Source organism: Cohnella silvisoli, from assembly GCF_021190915.1.
GTDB lineage: Bacteria > Bacillota > Bacilli > Paenibacillales > Paenibacillaceae > Cohnella > Cohnella silvisoli.
In genome coordinates, this window is sequence record NZ_JAIOAP010000005.1 from 152,605 (window position 1) to 170,234 (window position 17,630).

Annotated in this window: 10 protein-coding genes and 1 riboswitch; of the genes, 5 read left to right on the top strand and 5 right to left on the bottom strand. The window is 52.5% G+C overall.

Annotation, left to right across the window (positions count from 1 at the left end; genetic code table 11):
- Positions 1-9: 9 nt before the first annotated feature.
- Together K7P76_RS11740 and K7P76_RS11745 are read right to left on the bottom strand one after the other, a co-directional pair.
- Positions 10-6,993: a discoidin domain-containing protein gene (locus K7P76_RS11740; RefSeq protein ID WP_232185490.1), complete on the bottom strand. Its 6,984-nt coding sequence runs from the start codon at positions 6,991-6,993 to the stop codon at positions 10-12.
- A gap of 248 nt (positions 6,994-7,241) precedes the next feature.
- Entirely contained in the window at positions 7,242-8,147 is a 906-nt protein-coding gene (locus K7P76_RS11745) for an AraC family transcriptional regulator (RefSeq protein WP_232185491.1), read from the bottom strand.
- Positions 8,148-8,454: 307 nt separating this feature from the next.
- On the opposite strand from K7P76_RS11745, the gene K7P76_RS11750 reads away from it, so the two are divergent.
- The 3 genes from K7P76_RS11750 (at position 8,455) to K7P76_RS11760 (ending at position 12,221) form a co-directional block, all read left to right on the top strand.
- The gene (locus tag K7P76_RS11750; protein WP_232185492.1) at positions 8,455-10,473 is read left to right on the top strand and encodes a M1 family metallopeptidase; all 2,019 of its coding nucleotides are present in this window, start codon (positions 8,455-8,457) and stop codon (positions 10,471-10,473) included.
- A gap of 11 nt (positions 10,474-10,484) precedes the next feature.
- The gene (locus K7P76_RS11755) at positions 10,485-11,300 is read left to right on the top strand and encodes a hypothetical protein (protein WP_232185493.1); all 816 of its coding nucleotides are present in this window, start codon (positions 10,485-10,487) and stop codon (positions 11,298-11,300) included.
- Between the two features lie 209 nt (positions 11,301-11,509).
- Positions 11,510-11,651: riboswitch (cyclic di-AMP (ydaO/yuaA leader) on the top strand.
- Positions 11,652-11,663: 12 nt separating this feature from the next.
- Positions 11,664-12,221, top strand: a complete 558-nt coding sequence (locus tag K7P76_RS11760; RefSeq protein ID WP_309244760.1) for a C40 family peptidase — start codon at positions 11,664-11,666, stop codon at positions 12,219-12,221.
- Between the two features lie 103 nt (positions 12,222-12,324).
- On the opposite strand, the gene K7P76_RS11765 is transcribed toward K7P76_RS11760, so the two are convergent.
- Complete coding sequence (locus K7P76_RS11765; protein ID WP_232185495.1) at positions 12,325-12,705, bottom strand: VOC family protein; 381 nt, start codon at positions 12,703-12,705, stop codon at positions 12,325-12,327.
- Positions 12,706-12,828: 123 nt separating this feature from the next.
- Positions 12,829-13,686, bottom strand: coding sequence for an AraC family transcriptional regulator (locus K7P76_RS11770; RefSeq protein ID WP_232185496.1), 858 nt, complete (start codon positions 13,684-13,686; stop codon positions 12,829-12,831).
- 169 nt (positions 13,687-13,855) lie between these two features.
- On the opposite strand from K7P76_RS11770, the gene K7P76_RS11775 reads away from it, so the two are divergent.
- On the top strand, positions 13,856-15,052 hold the full coding sequence (locus tag K7P76_RS11775; RefSeq protein ID WP_232185497.1) for a cupin domain-containing protein: 1,197 nt from the start codon (positions 13,856-13,858) through the stop codon (positions 15,050-15,052).
- Positions 15,053-15,081: 29 nt separating this feature from the next.
- The gene (locus tag K7P76_RS11780; RefSeq protein WP_232185498.1) at positions 15,082-16,032 is read left to right on the top strand and encodes a sugar phosphate isomerase/epimerase family protein; all 951 of its coding nucleotides are present in this window, start codon (positions 15,082-15,084) and stop codon (positions 16,030-16,032) included.
- 429 nt (positions 16,033-16,461) lie between these two features.
- Here K7P76_RS11780 and K7P76_RS11785 read toward each other — a convergent pair whose 3' ends face one another.
- Positions 16,462-17,595: a glycosyltransferase WbsX family protein gene (locus K7P76_RS11785; RefSeq protein ID WP_232185499.1), complete on the bottom strand. Its 1,134-nt coding sequence runs from the start codon at positions 17,593-17,595 to the stop codon at positions 16,462-16,464.
- Positions 17,596-17,630: the final 35 nt, after the last annotated feature.

The window sequence follows — 17,630 nt, forward strand, 5'->3', positions numbered from 1 at the left end:
ATATTCCCATTACGGATTAATAAACTTTACGTGCTGCAGCAGTCTGGTTAGAATCACGACAGCTTCTGCCCGATTGGCATTTGCCCGGGGAGCCAGCAAACTATTAGATATTCCTTTGATGAATCCCAGATGAACCATCTCCGCTAGGCGGGTCTGCGCCCATCCGCTTACGGCCGCTCCATCCGCGAAGGAGGCAAGCGCTGTCGATTGCTCCGCTTCGATAGGCGTTCCCCCCGCCAATCGGTAGGCTTTCGAGAGCATAACACCCATCTGCTCTCGAGTAATCAGGTCTTGAGGCCTGAATGTGCCATCCTCGTAACCATTGATCAATCCCGCGCTTACGGCAGCAGCGACAAAGCCGCTGTACCATTGATCCGCACCGACGTCGGTAAAGGCAACTGCGCCTGTGCCCGCTTGGGCGGCTGCGGTCGTCCGCAGCCCAATGCCTTTAACGAGCAACGCCACAAATTCGGCGCGGGTAATCGTCCGATTCGCCATGTAATGCGCGCCATCGACGCCCTGGATTAGATGCTTGGACGCAAGCCGCTCGATCTCCTTTTGCGCCCAGTGCCCTTGGATATCCGCAAAGGAGATGGACGACCGGACGATGGCATACAAGCTGTTGCTTCGGCTGACAAAGTCCATTCGGCGGCTTCCGCCGGAATCGCTGGCAACGGAAGGAACAAACTTCAGCTTGCCGGTTGACGGGTCGAGGGTTACGACTGTGTCCGTGGAAGCCAGTGCAGTCGAACTGCCGGGAATAATGGCTCTCCGGATATAAGCAGCGCCTAGATCCGTAAGCTCCTCGCGCTGTTCACCCGCGAAAACGTGAACGGTAAAGTCCAAAACCGAACCCAATATTTCGGCGCCCTGCGCCTTTGCCTGTTCCGTAAATCGGCGCGCTCCTTCCCCTTGCACGCGGGTAATCGCGGCAACGAAATTCAGGTTCTCCGGCTTGACGCCCCATTTGCGTGCAAAGGATTCCATCGGCAATCCGGAAAGGGGCAGCTTGTATTCTCCCGCTTGCGTCCGGAAGGTAAGGACGGCATTCGGCGCCAGCGCCAGCCCTTCAAGCAGCAGACTGCCGGAAAAACGCATTTGCTGAACGGGCTCATCCCCCTTGACCGCAATTTCGACTTCCCGCCCCGATGACTCGGCAGCTTCGTCCTTCAGCTGTTTCAAGAAATAGTCTTTATTAACGTCTGCCGTTTGCACCTGCATGCCCTCGGCCGTCGTCGTTTTCACTACGTCATACGGCTTCAGCTCCGTGGTCACCGACGTACCGGATCCTGAACCATGCTCACCCGGATCGGGCTGCTTCGGATCGGGCTGCTTCGGCTCGTCCTCGTGCCGCTGCAGCACAAGGCTGTTCCAGCGGCTTGGATTGCCTATCTCATTGTTGCCCGCGCCGAAATCCATCAACAGCTCCTGTGTCGCTCCCTGCGCGGAAACATCCAGCTGAATGATGCCAAAGCCCATTTTGCTGTCTTTCCGAATGTCTACCGTCCCATTATGGAACATGCTCCACGGCAAAGCCGCTTCAATAGTGTAGCCATCCCCCGTAACTGCGCCTTTAATGTCGATGGCATCCACAGCGCTGTTATATTGCCAATGCTCATAGGCCGAAGCGACACCCTGCAGCGTCGCAGGCACCAGATCAATGATATAGGCGTCGTCCACGCTGTTTTCCCGCTTCGTATTCAACGGATCAAGCACAACCTGCAAAGCATCCGTTAGCGCGTTTAATTGCTCGCCCTTACTTGCCCCGAAATGAGCATCCGCATCCTTGACTTTTGCCGATAAATAGAGACGGTTCGCATCCCACAGGAGTCTGTATTCCCCTTGGTTGGGCGACTTCGGATTCGCCGCGACTTCAATCCAGGTGCCTTCCCCGCGCACGACGTTGGCTTGACTGACAACATGGACGAGAGCCTTCTCCCATACAGGGTCGGCCAATTGCCCGTCAATATCAGGGGCGGACGAAGTGTATTCCGCCTGCCAGCCGAAGCTGTTCGCGGTGTAGGACTGCGTGGCGTACAGGCTTTGGCCGGGAGGACGGCCGATGGACGACTTCGCCTTCACGCGCACCTGAATTTGATCGGCCGCGATGTTTCCGGTGAAGCCGGAGATCGGATTGCTGGAAACCGTGGTCCAGCTTGCTCCCCCGTTCTTGCTATATTCATATTGTCTAATGTCCGAAATGCCCGGAACAGGCGTAAATCCGAACGTGTTAAGCGTGTCGTCGTGCACGGGCGCGGTCGGTGCCTTCCGGTTGATCGCCGCTGTTCCGCCCTCCTTGAATACTTCAAATTCCGATAGCTGGGTATAGAAGTTTCCGAAATTGTCCGCGGACTGCTTCACCGCCGCCAATCTCACCCACTTCGCATTCACTGGCACGATCGGGAAGCTGATACTAGCGCTGCCCGGGTTGGCATAATCCGCTGCCGTATTATCTGCGGCGGTATGCCAAAGTACGCCATCCAACGAGGTTTCCAGCCTGAAGCGGGACGGAAAGCCCAGCCCTCCGCTGCGCGGCGTCAAATCAATCCGGGATACCGTATACCAGTCGTCCAGTTCAACGGCAATCCACGAATTGGCTTCCGCTTGGGAAAACGGTTCGGTTGACCAGAAGTCATCTTTCTTTCCGTTAATCACGTTTTCTTTGACCAACCCCGCAAATTCGCCGGATGCGCTCACCGAAGCCGGCGAAAGCGGCTCAAGGGGGCTGCCCGTGCGGTAAGGCTGGTCGTTCGCCAGCACTCTGCCTGCCGGGATATCCGCGTCCTTGTTGCCTTTCAATCGGACTTGAATCGCCCCTGCCGCATGATAGCCTGCCAATCCGGTGACGGGATTCGCGGCCAAGGTCTGCCAGGTCTGTCCGTTATCCAGACTGATCTCATAGGCATCCAAACGTTCATAGCCGGGAACGAGCGTAAACCCGAAAGTATCGTTCACATCGTCCTGTACCGCTGCCGTCGGCGCAGGAGCTATTTCCGCTGCCGGCGCATAAGCCTCGATCTCGGCCAACTGCGTGAGAAAATTACCGTTATCGTCTCGGCCCTGCTTCGTTACGGTGATCCGCACCTTATCCGCCTTCCGGGACGGAAATTCGATGACAACAGGCGCGTTGGCGTTGGCTCTGAACAAATCAGCTGCGGTATGGTCGTATGCGAGCGACCAGCCTGCCCCGCCCTTGGACGTCTCAATCTTGAAGCGAACCGGGAACCCGTATCCGCCGCCGCGCGGGAACAGGGCAACCGTGCTTACCGGATAAACCTCGTCGAACTCCAGTTCCAGCCAGGAGGTCTGACCGGCATTGGCAAGGAAATTGGTCGAAAAGAAATCGCCGTAGCGGTTTCCGTTAACCGCATTGGCTTTGGACAGCAGTTCGCTGGATACCCGGATATCGGCCGGTTCCAAGAAATAAGGGTCCTCCGTAAACGGTACGTTCGCGGATAACGCGGCGCCGGCCGGCCTGTCGATGGAATCGTCCGCTTTGACGCGTACTTGAACCTGACCGGCTGCAATCACGCCGTCTAAGCCGCCGATCGGTATGCTGTTCGCCTCATGCCACGTCATGCCGCCATCTTTGGTGTATTCGTATTGCCTGATTTCCGGAAATCCGGGTACAAGCGTAAACGATAGGGTGTTGAAGAAATCGTCTACGACAGGATTAGAGGGTGCAGGCGGCGGGTTGTTGTCCATCTTGTACAGCTCGATTTCCGCCAGTTGAACAAAATAGGTGCAATGACTCGGTTCGCAGAATTCAGCCCGCTGCTTCAACGGCGTAAGCTTGATATAGCTTGCCTTGACCGGCGCAAAGCTGAAGGTGCGCTGATCGCTGCCCGGATTGTCGTAATCCTCCGCGGTTCGGTCGACGACCGTCGTCCAAGCTTGCCCGTCCATAGAGGCGTCAATCCGGAACCGTACGGGAAAGCCGAGGCCTCCGGTCCGGGGGTACAGCGTAACGGCATCCATCGTGACCGGCTCGTCAAGCTTCACCTGAATCCATTCCTGCCGCCCGTCATCGATCGTTGCATCGGCGGACCAGAACGTATCCGGCCGCCCGTCAATCGCGTTCCCGGCCGGAAGAATCTGGCTCAACGCTTCAACCGTATAATGGGATTGAGCGATTAGCCGCTCTGCCGGAGGCGGATTTAACGTATAGGCCCGGTCCACCGTAAGAATGCCGCCGCTTGGCGTACCTGTGCTTCGATTCGCTTTCGCTCTGACTTGCACCGCGTTTCTCGGCACATCCCCCGTTATACCGGTAATCGGGTTGGAGACGACCGTCTTCCACGTAACACCGCCGTTTAAGCTGTATTCGTACTGGGACGGCGTTGCCAGACCGGGCACCGGGTCGAAGGCAAGCGTGTTGGCCGCATCGTCGGCAACCGGGTTTGTCGGCGCAGCGGGCTGCAGGACAACTTGCTCCGATGGCAGAACGACGATACTGGCGCTTGCAGGCAGCGGCAGTCCCTGGATGTCGACCATCCCCGCTCCGTCCGACACCGCTTGAAGGTTTGTGCTGGCGCCCGTCTGCTCGTTCAGTACCACGACGGTGTAAGCCGTGTCCGGCAGCATTCGGATCCGGCCGTTGAACGTGCCGTCAGCGTCGGCTTGGGTCAGCAGCTCTGCGCGGTCCTGCCGAACTTTAATCTGATAATTGCGCCCCTGATAAACAAGCCCCTTTACTTCGCTCCATGTCACGCCCAAAGGAAACCGGGGAACGATCTCAAGCCCCCGAGCGCTGGCATCAATGCCCAATACAGCGTATAAGTACGCCGCGGGCACAAGACCGGACTCGGGAAATTCCTCGAGCACGCCGAGCTTCCATTTGCTTCCGTACTTGTTTGCCGGATCGCGCCATAAATCGTCGACCGCATACTCGTCGGCAATGGCTTTCATGCGCCGGTACGCATCGTCGATACCCAGGTATTCCGCTCGAGCCATAATATCGTAGTAGGACGTGTAAAAAATCGCGCCGCCGTTCTCCAGATGCTGATCCCAGCCACCGCTCGTCGTAACCGGGATGCCGCCGCCAACGTCGTTCCACCAGTAGGGCGTTCCGGTGCTTTCGATTGCCAGCGTGTTGGATCTGGGCGCAAAGCCGTATTTGTAGATGTCGGCTCCTTGGGACGTATCGCCGTTTATTGTTCTTCTGCCATCCAGCCAATCGTAAATCGCCTCCGCTTTCGCCTGGTCTCCCAGCCCGTACGTGAGCGCTTCGATATTTACGAACACCAGACCGAAGTCTCTTTTTCCGCCATTCACGTCAACCGTTGAAATATATCTTTTCTTGTCTGCATCCCAAAAGGTTTCATTAAATTTGGATTTGACCGTCTGGGCCAGATCCCGATAATAAGCTGCTTGAGCGCTGTCGCCCGCCGCTTCTTTAACCTCGCTCATGGCCAGCAGCGATGCGTAAAAATAGATGTTCAAATTGGGATCCTTATAGCCCATCTTGTAATTGTCCCAGTAATTGCTCGGGTGGCCTGTCGTCAGTCCCGTATTTTCCCCGTTATCGATGACGGCAAGTCCGTCCTTGCCTGACAGTCCCTCCAGCACATACTGCATGGCAAGATCCATTTTTTCGCCGACCGTTTTCCCTTTGGAAACATCCGTATTCATGTCGCCGTCCGCCGCCGAGCAGCCGTTGCAGCTTACAGACGTTTCGTCCACTTGATTCAAATAATCCAGGCCCTGCCATAGGGCAATTCTTGCGGCAGCCAGCACATATTTGGGATTCCCCTCCAGATGCAGCCCTTTACCGCTAGGCCAGCGCGGATTATCCCCCCACGACCACACAAGCCCGCTTGCGGAGATCGGATAGTTTTTCACCTTTTGCAGCAGCTCATTGCGGTAGACGTCGTCATCGGTCCAGATGATTTTGCGAGTCAGCCACTCGAAATAGGAAGCTTCGTTACCGAATTTGGCAACAGCGTTCCTGTCGTCACCTACCGTGCCGAAGGTCAGCCACAAATCGTTCCATTGCTTCTGGAAAGAACCCGGCAAATCGGAAGCAAACGGGGCTTCCGAATGGACTTGAAGCTCCGCTAGCTGCGCATAGAGATTGCCATGGTCGTCCGCGCTTCTTTTCGTTACCGTTAGTCTGACAGCGCCTGCCGCAACCGGCGGAAATTCAATCATACTGACGCCGCTGTCCGGCAGCGCATAGTCCTCGTTCGAATAATCGGCAATCGTTGTCCAGACCTGATTGCCGTCAGGCGAAGCTTCGAGCTTGAAATGAAGCGGAAAGCCCAGCCCCCCCGATCGCGGGACGAGCGTAACCGAGCTGATCGTATATTTTTTGTTAAAGTTATATTGTAGCCAAGGCTGCTCATCCGACGTATCCGATGACCAGAAATCGTGCAGATTGCCGTTGGATACGTTCTCTTTGCCCAGTCCCGCGATCTCGGAGGAGGCTTTGATGTTCACCGGTTGTAAACCGGTTTCCGAGGTTGCAGCCGAATCGTTCGTTACCGTAAGCTCGGCAAGCCGTAAATAGCTTTCGCCGCCGCTGTCCGTATACTGCTTGGTCGACAACAATCGAATGTAGCGGGCTTGGATATCGGTAAATTGAAAGATCGCCTGCCGGGAACCCGGATTCGGATAATCTTCGGCCGTATGATCGGTTCCGGGAATGTCCGACCAATCCGTTCCGTTTAAGCTGGCTTGCAGCTTGAAACGAACAGGGAACCCTGCTCCATCCTCGCTCGGATATAAGTGGATCGAGTTAATATCATAGCGGGTGTAGCCCAAATCAACCGTAACCCATTCATCCCGCACGGCATTGGCTGCCGGCTGCTTTCCGCTGTTGTAAGACGTATAAATATTTCTGTCCTGCAGGTTCGCCGCATCGGCGCCCTGAGACACGGTGAGCGCTGTAACAGCGTTGGCCGGATTCGCCGCACCGACCGAAGACAGCGCCGCGCCGGATAGCAGCATCCCGATCAGGAACAGCATAATCGCTTTGTTTTTCATTTTCCGCATGTGTTGCTCCCCTTTCCTGTTTGTTAACATCATATATGTAAGCGCATTCTTTTTCATTGCCGGTGAAGCCAAGATTTCTGTTCATTCGTGACATCCAAAATGAGTCATTTATAGACTTTCATGCCAGTTGCAAAGCCTCCATCCTCCTGCAGGGCATACAAAAAGGCCCACGAAAAATGCTCGTGAGCCTTCGGCCGACCAGAATAAAAAGGCCAGACTTGTCCGAAATCGCCATTATTTATGTCTTATTATGACTTATTGACCTGCTCGCGGTATTTGCCCGGGGAGCATTTCACCTTTCTTGCGAACAGTCTGCTAAAAAAGGAAGGATCTTCATAGCCGACCCGCCCTGCAATGGCAACGATCGGCTCCTTTGTCTGCGCGAGGAGCAGCTTGGCCTTCTCAACCCGAATATGATGGCTCATTTCGGTAATCGTCATCCCGGTCTCCTGTTTGAACAGCCGCTTTAAATGTCTTCCGCTGAAGCCGTAGGATCGGGCCAGCATTTCAATGTTTAGCTTCTGTTCATAATTTTCCTCCATATAGCGCTGAATACCTCGCAGCATTACCATTCGTTCCGAAGGACGATGGGCAGGCATCTGCTGCCTGATTTGATCTTCCTCGTGAAACCGTATTATCAACATCAGGAGCTCGCTCAGCTTCATTTGCATGATCGAAAGAGCATAAGCCCGATTCTCTTCATATTCCGTCATCAGTTGCTCCAGTACTTGCTTTACACGCTCCGATTGTTGCTTGCCCAGCGATAGTCGGGGATGAAATTCCTCATGTTTATTAAGCAGCGGACGAATAAGAAAGGAGGAGATGCTGTTTTCCCGATCGATTAACGGTATCCAGCTTTCTTCAAAAATGTGCGGTAAAAACAAACAATTGATAATTTCAAGCTGCTGGCCCGGTTCGATATAAAAGGCGTGATACTCACCTGGCCGGATCATCACCACATCGTTCGTATATAACGGATACGTTTTACCTTCAAAATAGTGGGCGGCTCGTCCATGCACCACAAAAAACAGCTCATTGAAGTCATGTGAATGAACTGGAGGGGCGTCTTCGGCTGTGTGGACGATTCTTTCCAGATGAACCGGAAACGATTTCGCGTTTTTAATGTAGATTTGGGCCAGAAACTTCAGCTTCATCGGTTCGAGCTCCATATCTTCGTATTTGCATGCTATTATAACAGAAAAATCGCTAGAGGAATTAGCCCGGTCTGGCCGGGTTAAATGCACGGTATTGTGTTGCTTTTCACTCGTTTAGACCACTAGCTCCGGCTTAGAGCACTAACCGACTCGGTTTTGCCTATGCTCCCCTATTTTCTGAGGCAAGGGGATAACGGCAAAAGGACAAAAAAAAGATGATCCATTTCAAACGAAATTAGGCAGATATAATCCGCGGACAACCCACATATATATCTCGTAGATGCTTGTCAACGGGAGGGTTATCCCTATGCCTAAGCGCCGTTTGCTGCGAATGTTCCTTTTCGTCGCTGCCGCTGCTGTACTTGTATGGTCTGTTCGATTCGGGTTTGCCGACGCTTGGGTGGACCAATATTCGTTGCCTGCTTCCGCCTTGTCGGAGTTGCCGGGTTCTTCATTGCCCGAGCTGCCGGTTGTCGCTCCGCCAACGTCGGTTAAGCCCCAAGCCGAGTCGATGCCGGATGCCCCGATTATGCCCAAAGCCGTCGTCCTCAGCAATCGCATAACGGAGTACCATATTTCCGTTGCGCTCGATGAAGCTAACGGGGGTCTGATCGGGGAGCAAACCGTCACCTGGAAAAATCCGGGCCGCAAGACGGTCTCGGAGCTCTATCTCCATCTGTATCCGAACGCTTTCACTCCCGGCAGCACGTTCATTAAGGAATCTAAAGGCGAACTGCGCGGAGACAAAATGAAAGCAGGCGGCACGGGCAACATGGTGCTGACTTCCTTGACGACGGAGGAAGGGGAAACTCTTCTGCCCCGCCTCCATTATGTTCAACCGGACGACGGCAACAAGAATGACAAAACTCTCGTGACTTTCCGTCTTCCAGAACCGGTCAAGCCCGGCATGTCCATCACCCTGCGCATGAATTTCACGGTAAAGCTGCCTGACGTGTTCGCCCGCATGGGCAAGGCCGGCGATTTCGTAATGGCCGGACAATGGTTCCCGAAGGTAGCCGTTTACGAAACCGCAGGCATGCGCGGCAGAATGACGGAAGGGTGGAATTTGCATCAGTATCACGGCAATTCCGAGTTTTACGCGGACTTCGGCATTTATAGCGTCCGCATCGATGTTCCCGAGACGTACAAGGTGGCGGCTACAGGTTTCCAGACAAGAACGCCCACAATAGCCGGTGGACGCAAAAACTTTCAATTTTACGCCGACGACGTCCATGATTTTGCTTGGTCCGCTTCTCCTCAGTTCGAATACGTGGAGAATTCCTTCTCCTCCGTAGGCGTTCCCGGCGTCCGTATTAAGCTTTACCTCGACCCGCTCCACAAGGATTTGAAGGATCGTTATATGCACGCAGCCAAGTCCGCGCTCGCTAAGCTCGGGGAATGGTACGGCGATTACCCTTACTCCACGCTGTCCGTCGTCGTGCCTCCGGCTGACGGCAACGGCGCAGGCGGCATGGAATATCCGACGCTCGTGACCGCTGCTTCCGCGCAGAACGATAATCCCGGATATGAGCTGGAGCGTACCCTTGTTCACGAAATCGCCCATCAATACTGGTACGGCCTGGTCGCCTCCAACGAATTCGAAGAAGCTTGGCTCGATGAAGGATTCACCTCCTACACCGAAGATAAGCTCATGGCCAGCATCTATGGCGTCATTCCCAATCTTCCGGTCGAAGCCAGCTATATAACAAATCCCGAGCCTCTGAAACAGTCGTCGTGGCGGTATCGTTCTTCGGACGGATATGCCGAAAATGTCTACATCCGCGGCAAGCTCGTGCTTTCTTCCCTGGAACGCCAAGTTGAAGACAAGACGATGAGCAAGATCATGCGCGCTTATTTTCAGAAATACCGATTTAGGCACCCTTCCTCCTCGGACTTCCAGAAGGTCGTGGAAACCGTTACGAAAACCAAATGGACAGACTTCTTCCAAGCCTATGTGCAAGAAGGACAAATGACCGATTTTGCGGTCGATTCCATTAGCTCGAGCAAGACAGGCGAAGGATACGAGAGCAATGTGCTTCTAAGACGTTATGGGGGCAGCCCTCAGCCGGTCTCGATCTGGTTCCAATTCCAAGACGGCCAGACGGTTCGCAAGAAATGGGACGGCGTGCAAAACCATGTTCAATTGCAGCTCCGTTCTTCAACGCCTTTGGTTTACGCGGCAGTCGATCCGGGCTTAAATGTTGTTCTAGACAACCGGAAGTACAACAATTATCTGAAGACCGAAGTTCCCAAGGAAGTTCGTACGCGCTGGTCAACAGGCATAACGCAGATGATAGAAGGACTGTTCGGAACAATGGCGTGGTGAGGTGGCATAAGATGAGAGATCTCTTAAAAAAGGGATGGGACATGGCGGTCCGGCATAAGTATGTATTGGTTCTCCTTTTTCTGTATCGCTTGCTGTGGGGATTTTTCCTATACCGGTTCATCGATTCGGTCGTAACGCCCATATTGGCGCGTTATCCGGATGAGCATCCGAACTCCGACGCAGCCCATCTATTCCTTATAGAAGCCCAATTCCGCCTGCTCAAGACCAATCTCATCAACGAGGTTCTCTGGATGTTAGGCGGCTTGCTTCTTCTGCGGATGGTGCTCACTCCTCTGCTCAATGCCGGCGTTTACTACTCTTTCTACCATACGGTGGAAGGTGAAGGGACTCGCGTATTGTCCGGAATGAGAAGGGTTTGGAAGCCGGTAGCTCTGCTTTACTGGCTGGAGAACGCGTTGATACTGCTTCCCGCCGCATGGCTGCTGCCAATGGCCAAAGACCGGTTTTTCTCAGAACCCTCCTTAACGGCATGGCTTCAGGAACTGCTTCCCTACATTGCCGTATGGATGGCATGGGGACTCGCGCTTCACCTGCTGTTTCAATTCATGCAGTTCGGAGCGGTCTCTCGGGAAGGAATCTTCAAGGGTTTGGGATTGGCGCTTCGCCGGGCTTTCCCCCTACTTGGAATCACATTCATTTTACTTGGCATCGGATTGGCAGTATCCGCGACAGCTTGGGCTGTTTCCCTGCTCTGGTCAGGATTTCTCGCCGTAATGCTGCATCAGGCTTTCCATTTCGTTCGCTCTCTCCTTAAGCTGTGGACAGTTGCTTCACAGTATCAAGTATGGTGCGAAACGAGGTCCTAAGCCCTTTGTCCCATTCGACAATATTTTTTACCGGGACATTCCCCGGCTCAGCCTATTTAGGGCTGCGGCCGGGGTTTGGCGTTAGTATCGGCGGGAAAAATATAGGGGAAAGGAGGATATGAATCCCGAGTTTTACGATCTAGATTAAGGAATTCTAATCTAGAAATTGCAGGAAATTCGTCAAGATAACCGAATATATAAGGCTGTGTACTAAAAAATTGCCGAGTTCCCGTGCACGCGGGAAACGGGGGAACCATCTAGTCGGGTGAATTGGCTTTGCTTCACAGGAGCCATAGGGGAACCTTCTACCGAACCCTCCAGCTAACCTCGTAGGCATTGGAAGGAGTCACCGCTTTGCGCAAAGTGTCCGTGTTTTTGTTTTCCCTTGCTTTATTGCTTGCTTTCCAAGTCGGCAGCGCATTCGCAGACTCCAAGTTGGACCAAACGGTGGATAAACTCATCGGAATCGATTACGACTACGGCGGAACGACAACGAGCGGATTCGACTGCTCCGGCTTTACGGGGTACGTTTTCAAGAAACTCGGTATGTCCCTGCCTCGTTCTTCGAGAGACATGTTCAGCTGGGATGAGGGCAAGAAAGTTGCCAAGGAAGATCTTCGCGCCGGCGATCTCGTATTCTTCAATACGAATGGCAGCGGAGTATCGCATGTAGGCATTTATGTTGGCAACAACAAATTCGCCCATGCCGCATCCAAAGGTGTTACCATCACCTCATTAAATGAGAGCTATTACGCCAAGCGCTATCTCGGCGCTCGCCGTGTGATGGACACAGATATGTACCAGAAAGTGGCTGTTGAGCCAGAAGCGGTTCAAGCAGTAACAGCTTCGGCTACAGCAACACCAGCAGCAGCTACTACTACAGCAGCAACAGGCGAAGTAGCAGTAGCCACACCGCAATAATATCATTAACCGTATAACGAAGGCCCGCCAATGGCGGGCCTCGTTGCTTTTAAACCCGTTAATCCTTACTTACCCGGATTCAAGTTTTTGAAACAAACAACCATTATTCGGCAATAGTCAGCACGAAGCCATTATTGTCCAGTATCTCGAATTCCTTCGTATCGTAGAAAGTTTTATGGATCTCCTTGATGACCTTGGCCTTCTCTTTTATTTTCTCGAACAAGCTTTCGACATCTTTGACTTTGATGAATAACGATAAACAGCCCGTCCCGCTATGGCCCTTCAGTACCGGATACTCTTCCTCCAAATTCCCTTTCTCCTGAAACATTAACTCCGCGCCATTGTTCTTAACCATTCCCCAGTTCAATACAGGTTGATCGAATTCGGGAACCGTAACGATCACTTCGAAACCAAGAACATCCCTGTAGAACTCCAAAGTATTTTTCACATTATCGACTTTCAGATTCGCGGTTATGGATAACATGCGCAACGCCTCCTAGTGGTTTTATATCATAGTATAGGCATCTTAGCTTGTTGTATTGGAAAAATAGGACATGATCACGCGAAAATGTTACCCGGAGTCATTTGAATGGGATTATACATAAGATCATCTCGCATCCACTTGATTTTTGCGAAATAGGCTCGGCGATGTACCGGTTGCTTTCTTGAATACCATGCTGAAATAGTTGGCATTGTCGTAACCGACTTCGGATGCGATTTCCTGAACGGTCATCGAAGTCGTTAACAGCAGTCTCATAGCTTCCCCGACACGCCTTTGGATCAAATAATTGATAGGCGAATTTCCGGTTTCCTCCTTGAAAATGTGCGACAAATAATGGGGACTAATATACAATCGATTGGCAATTTCGGATAAAGGGATCTCGCGCGTATAGTTCTGATCGATGTAGTCTTTGATTCTGTAACCTAAGGATTGGGAAGAGGCGGGCTGTGCCGAATGGTTGTCCATGTTGACTAAACGAAGAATGACGACGATGATGGAATTCAAAGTATTCTGGCAGATGGTCTCGAATCCCCAAACCTGGGAACGGAGTTCCGTAAACAAGGTCGAAATGTATTGTTCCATCTGATAACTGTAGATTCCCGCATGAATAACCGGTTCCGCGTGCGCAGGGATGATGCACCCTCTATCTAGCCCGGAGACATGCAAGTTCCCTACGCCGCAGAAATAAGTTTTGAGCGGATCGTCGGGATTTGATTTTTCCTCGTGCAGGGCGCCTTGATTGTAGATCAGGATGTCCCCTTTTCCTGCACTGTATTTCTTGTTATCTATAATAAAAGTACCGTTGCCTTCGCTAATATAGATGATTTCGATTAAATCGTCGTGCTTGTGGCTTGGGAACGACCACTCCGGTTCGTCGCTGATTTGTCCGGCATATAGCAGCACGGGTCGTGAGCCGTCCTCGAATAAGGAGTTCTCTCTATGATGGAATGGGATTTGAACCATGAAAATACCTCCTGAAACCGCTATCTCTATTATACCTGCCATCTGCGAACATGAACAAGAAAGCTGAGATGATTCGCAAGATATCGGATTCAGGTTGATGACGCGACATAGTAAGTTATAGGTATGCGGCAAGAACCGCCAGCCGAAGCCCAAGGAGGTTGTTACGATAGTGGCCCAGAATTCTGTCATTCATGAGACTTATGAGCGGAATCAAGGCATTTTGCGTTTAAAGCCGGTGTTCGTACCGCGCCGCTTCGCCAAGGCGGGCCGCCGCCTTCGATTGCATCCCGATGATTATTACGCTCTTGGAACCGTTCGCGGCTCCATCAAAGAGAGATGGTTCGCCTCGGTCATCCCCGCTATGAACGGGCCGCTGGCTCCTCCGGATGAGGGGATGAGCTATGTTGCGGCCGACGATGACGCAAGTACCGCCTTTCTGTTAAAGGAAGCGGTTGAAGAACTGGGGGCAAAGTTAATCGGCAAGCAGCTTTACGAGAAATACGGGACATGGCCGATGTATGCCAAATTTTTCGATTTCGAAACCCCGTTGTTTCACCATTTGCATCTGAATGATGCTGCCGCAAGTTTGGTCGGACGGATCGGCAAGCCTGAAGCCTATTACTTCCCTCCTCAGCTTAACAACCATATGGGCGCATTCCCGGTCACGTATTTCGGATATGACCCGGACGTTACCAGGGAAGAAGTGAGGGAAAGGCTTCTACGGTACGAAGACGGGGATAACCGGATTACCGAACTTTCGCGCGCGTACCGCATTGAGCTGGGTACAGGCTGGTATACCCCGCCCGGTGTCGTGCATGCACCCGGTTCCGTTTTGACTTATGAACCCCAGTGGAATAGCGACGTGAACTCCGTGCATGAGAACATCGTTATGGGAGAAGTGTATCCTTACGATTTTTTGGCGGAAAATTGCCCTGCGGACAGCAAAAGAGATATCGAATATATCATGAGCCTGATGGACTGGGACAAAAACACCGATCCCCATTATAAGAAAAACTATTTCCGTCCTCCGCTCGTTTGCGCCCATTCGAACGAACAATTTACGGAGAAATGGATTACCTACGGCAATGAGTATATTGGAGCCAAAGAGCTTACCATTGAGCCGGGACAAACCGTCATCATCCGTGACTCTGCCGCTTATGGAACAGTACTCATTCAAGGACATGGGCGTATAGGCGTTCATCAGGCGGAAGCGGCGGTCATGCTAAGGTTCGGTCAGATGAGCGGGGACGAATTTTTCGTAAGTGAGCCTGCTGCCCAAGAAGGAGTAGTCATTACCAATGACAGCAAGTGGGAGCCGATGGTGTTCCTGAAACACTTCGGGCCCAACCATACGGAAATGCCGTAAAAAAAGAAGCTAAAGGAGTTGGAGTTAGGATGACCAAACAACCTTTTGAAGTGAAAAACGAGCGGATTAGGAGCGCCTTTCTGGAGTTAAAGAAGAGCAGCCCAGAGAAGTTGGTACAAAGATTGAATTTGTCTTGGAGCAACTGGGGATTTGGAATGGAAAGTCTAGAGGAGTCTGCAAAAAGGCTTAATAGAGCCGGCATTGGATACATCGAGCTTCACGGCAATCATTATGGAGAGGATTTGGGTTACAAAGTGGATGAAACGCTTGCCACCTTGGAGAAGTACCAAATAAAAGTAGCCGGCGTATGCGGCATGTTCTCCGTCGATAACGATCTATCCAGCAACCGGGCCGTTCACAGGCAGGCCGCGATCGATTATTTGAAGAGAGAGATTGAGTTTACGGCCGCGGTCGGCGGCTCTTATCTGCTCGTCGTTCCGGGAGCGGTAGGCAGGCCGAAGCCTTATGATGACATGGAGTTTCAAAGAAGCGTCGAAACGCTCCGCATCGTGGCTGATTTGTTCGTTCAATACGGAGTGAAGGCTGCGATTGAGCCTATACGTTCCGCGGAGGTCAGCCTTGTCCGTTCTATTGCGGAAGCCAAAGCTTATATCCATGCCGTCGATCATCCCGGCGTGCAGGACATCAATGCGGATGTCTATCACATGCAGGCGGAAGAGGCGCATATCGGTGAAGCTTTGCTTGAGGCGGGAGACCGTCTCGTCAATCTTCATATGGCTGACAGCAATCGGTACGCTCTTGGCGAGGGATCCATGGATTTGGATACGATAATTATGGCGTTGTATTTGCTCGGGTTTAATCGGGAAGGAAAATACGTAACGCCGGAACCGCTCGGGCCTGGCGGAGACCCGTATCCGGCTATGTACGGAAAGCCGCAAACAGCCAAGCTCGATCACTTGGTCATGCAATCCATCTCCTATTTCCGCGAGCGGGAGAATGTTTTGTTGGCTGAGAGTTAAGCGGAAAATCAGGCTAATTCATGCGAGGCAGGGTGCGAAGGCCGAGAGTTAAGCGGAAAATCAGGTTAATTCATGCAATGTAGGGTGAAAAGGCGGAGAGTTAAGCGGAAAATCAGGTTAATTCATGTGAGGCAGGGTGCAAAGGCGGAAAGTTAAGCGGAAAATCAGGTTAATTCATGCGAGGCAGGGTGGAAAGGCGGAGAGTTAAGCGGAAAATCAGGCCAATTTATGCGAGGTAGGGTGGAGGTAGAGGAATCGGTGACAATAACTGGACTTATACACTAAAATCGATTAGCCTTCTCTAATTTAGCCTAATTAACAGGAGTTTTGCAGTTATTTATTCCCTGTAATGCCCACTACAAACAGGGGCTGTCCCCCAAGGTCATTCACGACCTGATGGGACAGCCCCTGCTTTAGCAGTTGATACTGCTACTTAGAACCAAACACAGCCTTAACGGCTTCCAGATAAGCAGTTCCGTTAACCGTGTCCGGCTCCAGATAGCTGCCCTCCGTCCATTCATTCCAGGCATTGATCGTCACAATCTGCGGGTTATCTTCCTTTGATTCGATCAGCGCTTTCGTTCTCCGGAGCGCCTCCTCGAACCTTGCGGGCGTATTCTCGCTTACGGTAGCCATGTACTGGTAGCCGATTGGTTCGTATTTATCGGATTGCACCGTGCGCGGACTCGTATCCCACCCCATAGTTACGTTAGGAAAATACGGCAGACGGAATTCGTCAGCAAGCTCCTTCATGCGGGCGATCGCCTGATCGCTCCACCACCCGTAATCGGTTTGAGGAAATTCCGGCAACCCGACATGATGAAGCCATACGTAAGAGGTCACCGAATCGAAAGCCAGTTCATTCAGCAGCTCGTTCGGGTCCTCGATCCGCTTCTCCCCGGGCAAAATCTGCACGCCCCATACGACGGCATTAAGATGCAATTCCCCTAACCCAGCGGCGCGGACCCGTTCGCGGAAATCCGCCAAAATACGTTTCGTCTCCTCTATGCCGCCGAATCCTTTTACCAGATTCATCAGCTCGTAGATCGAGAAATACAAGCCATCTTTGACTCTCCAGTAGGACGGATGGGCGAAGTATCGACGTATCATATGATCGGTCGCTTCGATAAAAGCTTTTTCCGATACCGTTCCCGAAGCGAGTGTCGCCGGTTGCAGCGAGCGCGCCAGCGGATGGATGTCGATCCAGTCGTGGTTCGCCCACATCAGCGAGAATTTCAGCCGATCGGCGTTCTCGGCCTGAAGGAAGCCTTCCTCCAATCCTCTCTGCAAAAAAGGCCCATCCTCGTACCAATACCAATCGAATATAAAAGCGGAAACGCCGTGATCCGCAGCTGCGTCGATTTTTCGCGCCATCACTTCAGGGTTGGATTCATCTTCATAACCCCACAGCGGAAGCTTGGGCTGATTATGCCCCTCGAACCGCGGTTCCGCGCGCTTCATTAACTCCCACTCCGTCCATCCCTTGCCGTGCCAACGATCGTTCCGGGCATCCGGGTGATAGTTCGGATAATAATAAACCGCCACTTCCGTCCTGTCTTTCATCTATTCGTTACCCCGCTTTCGGATTATCAGATTGC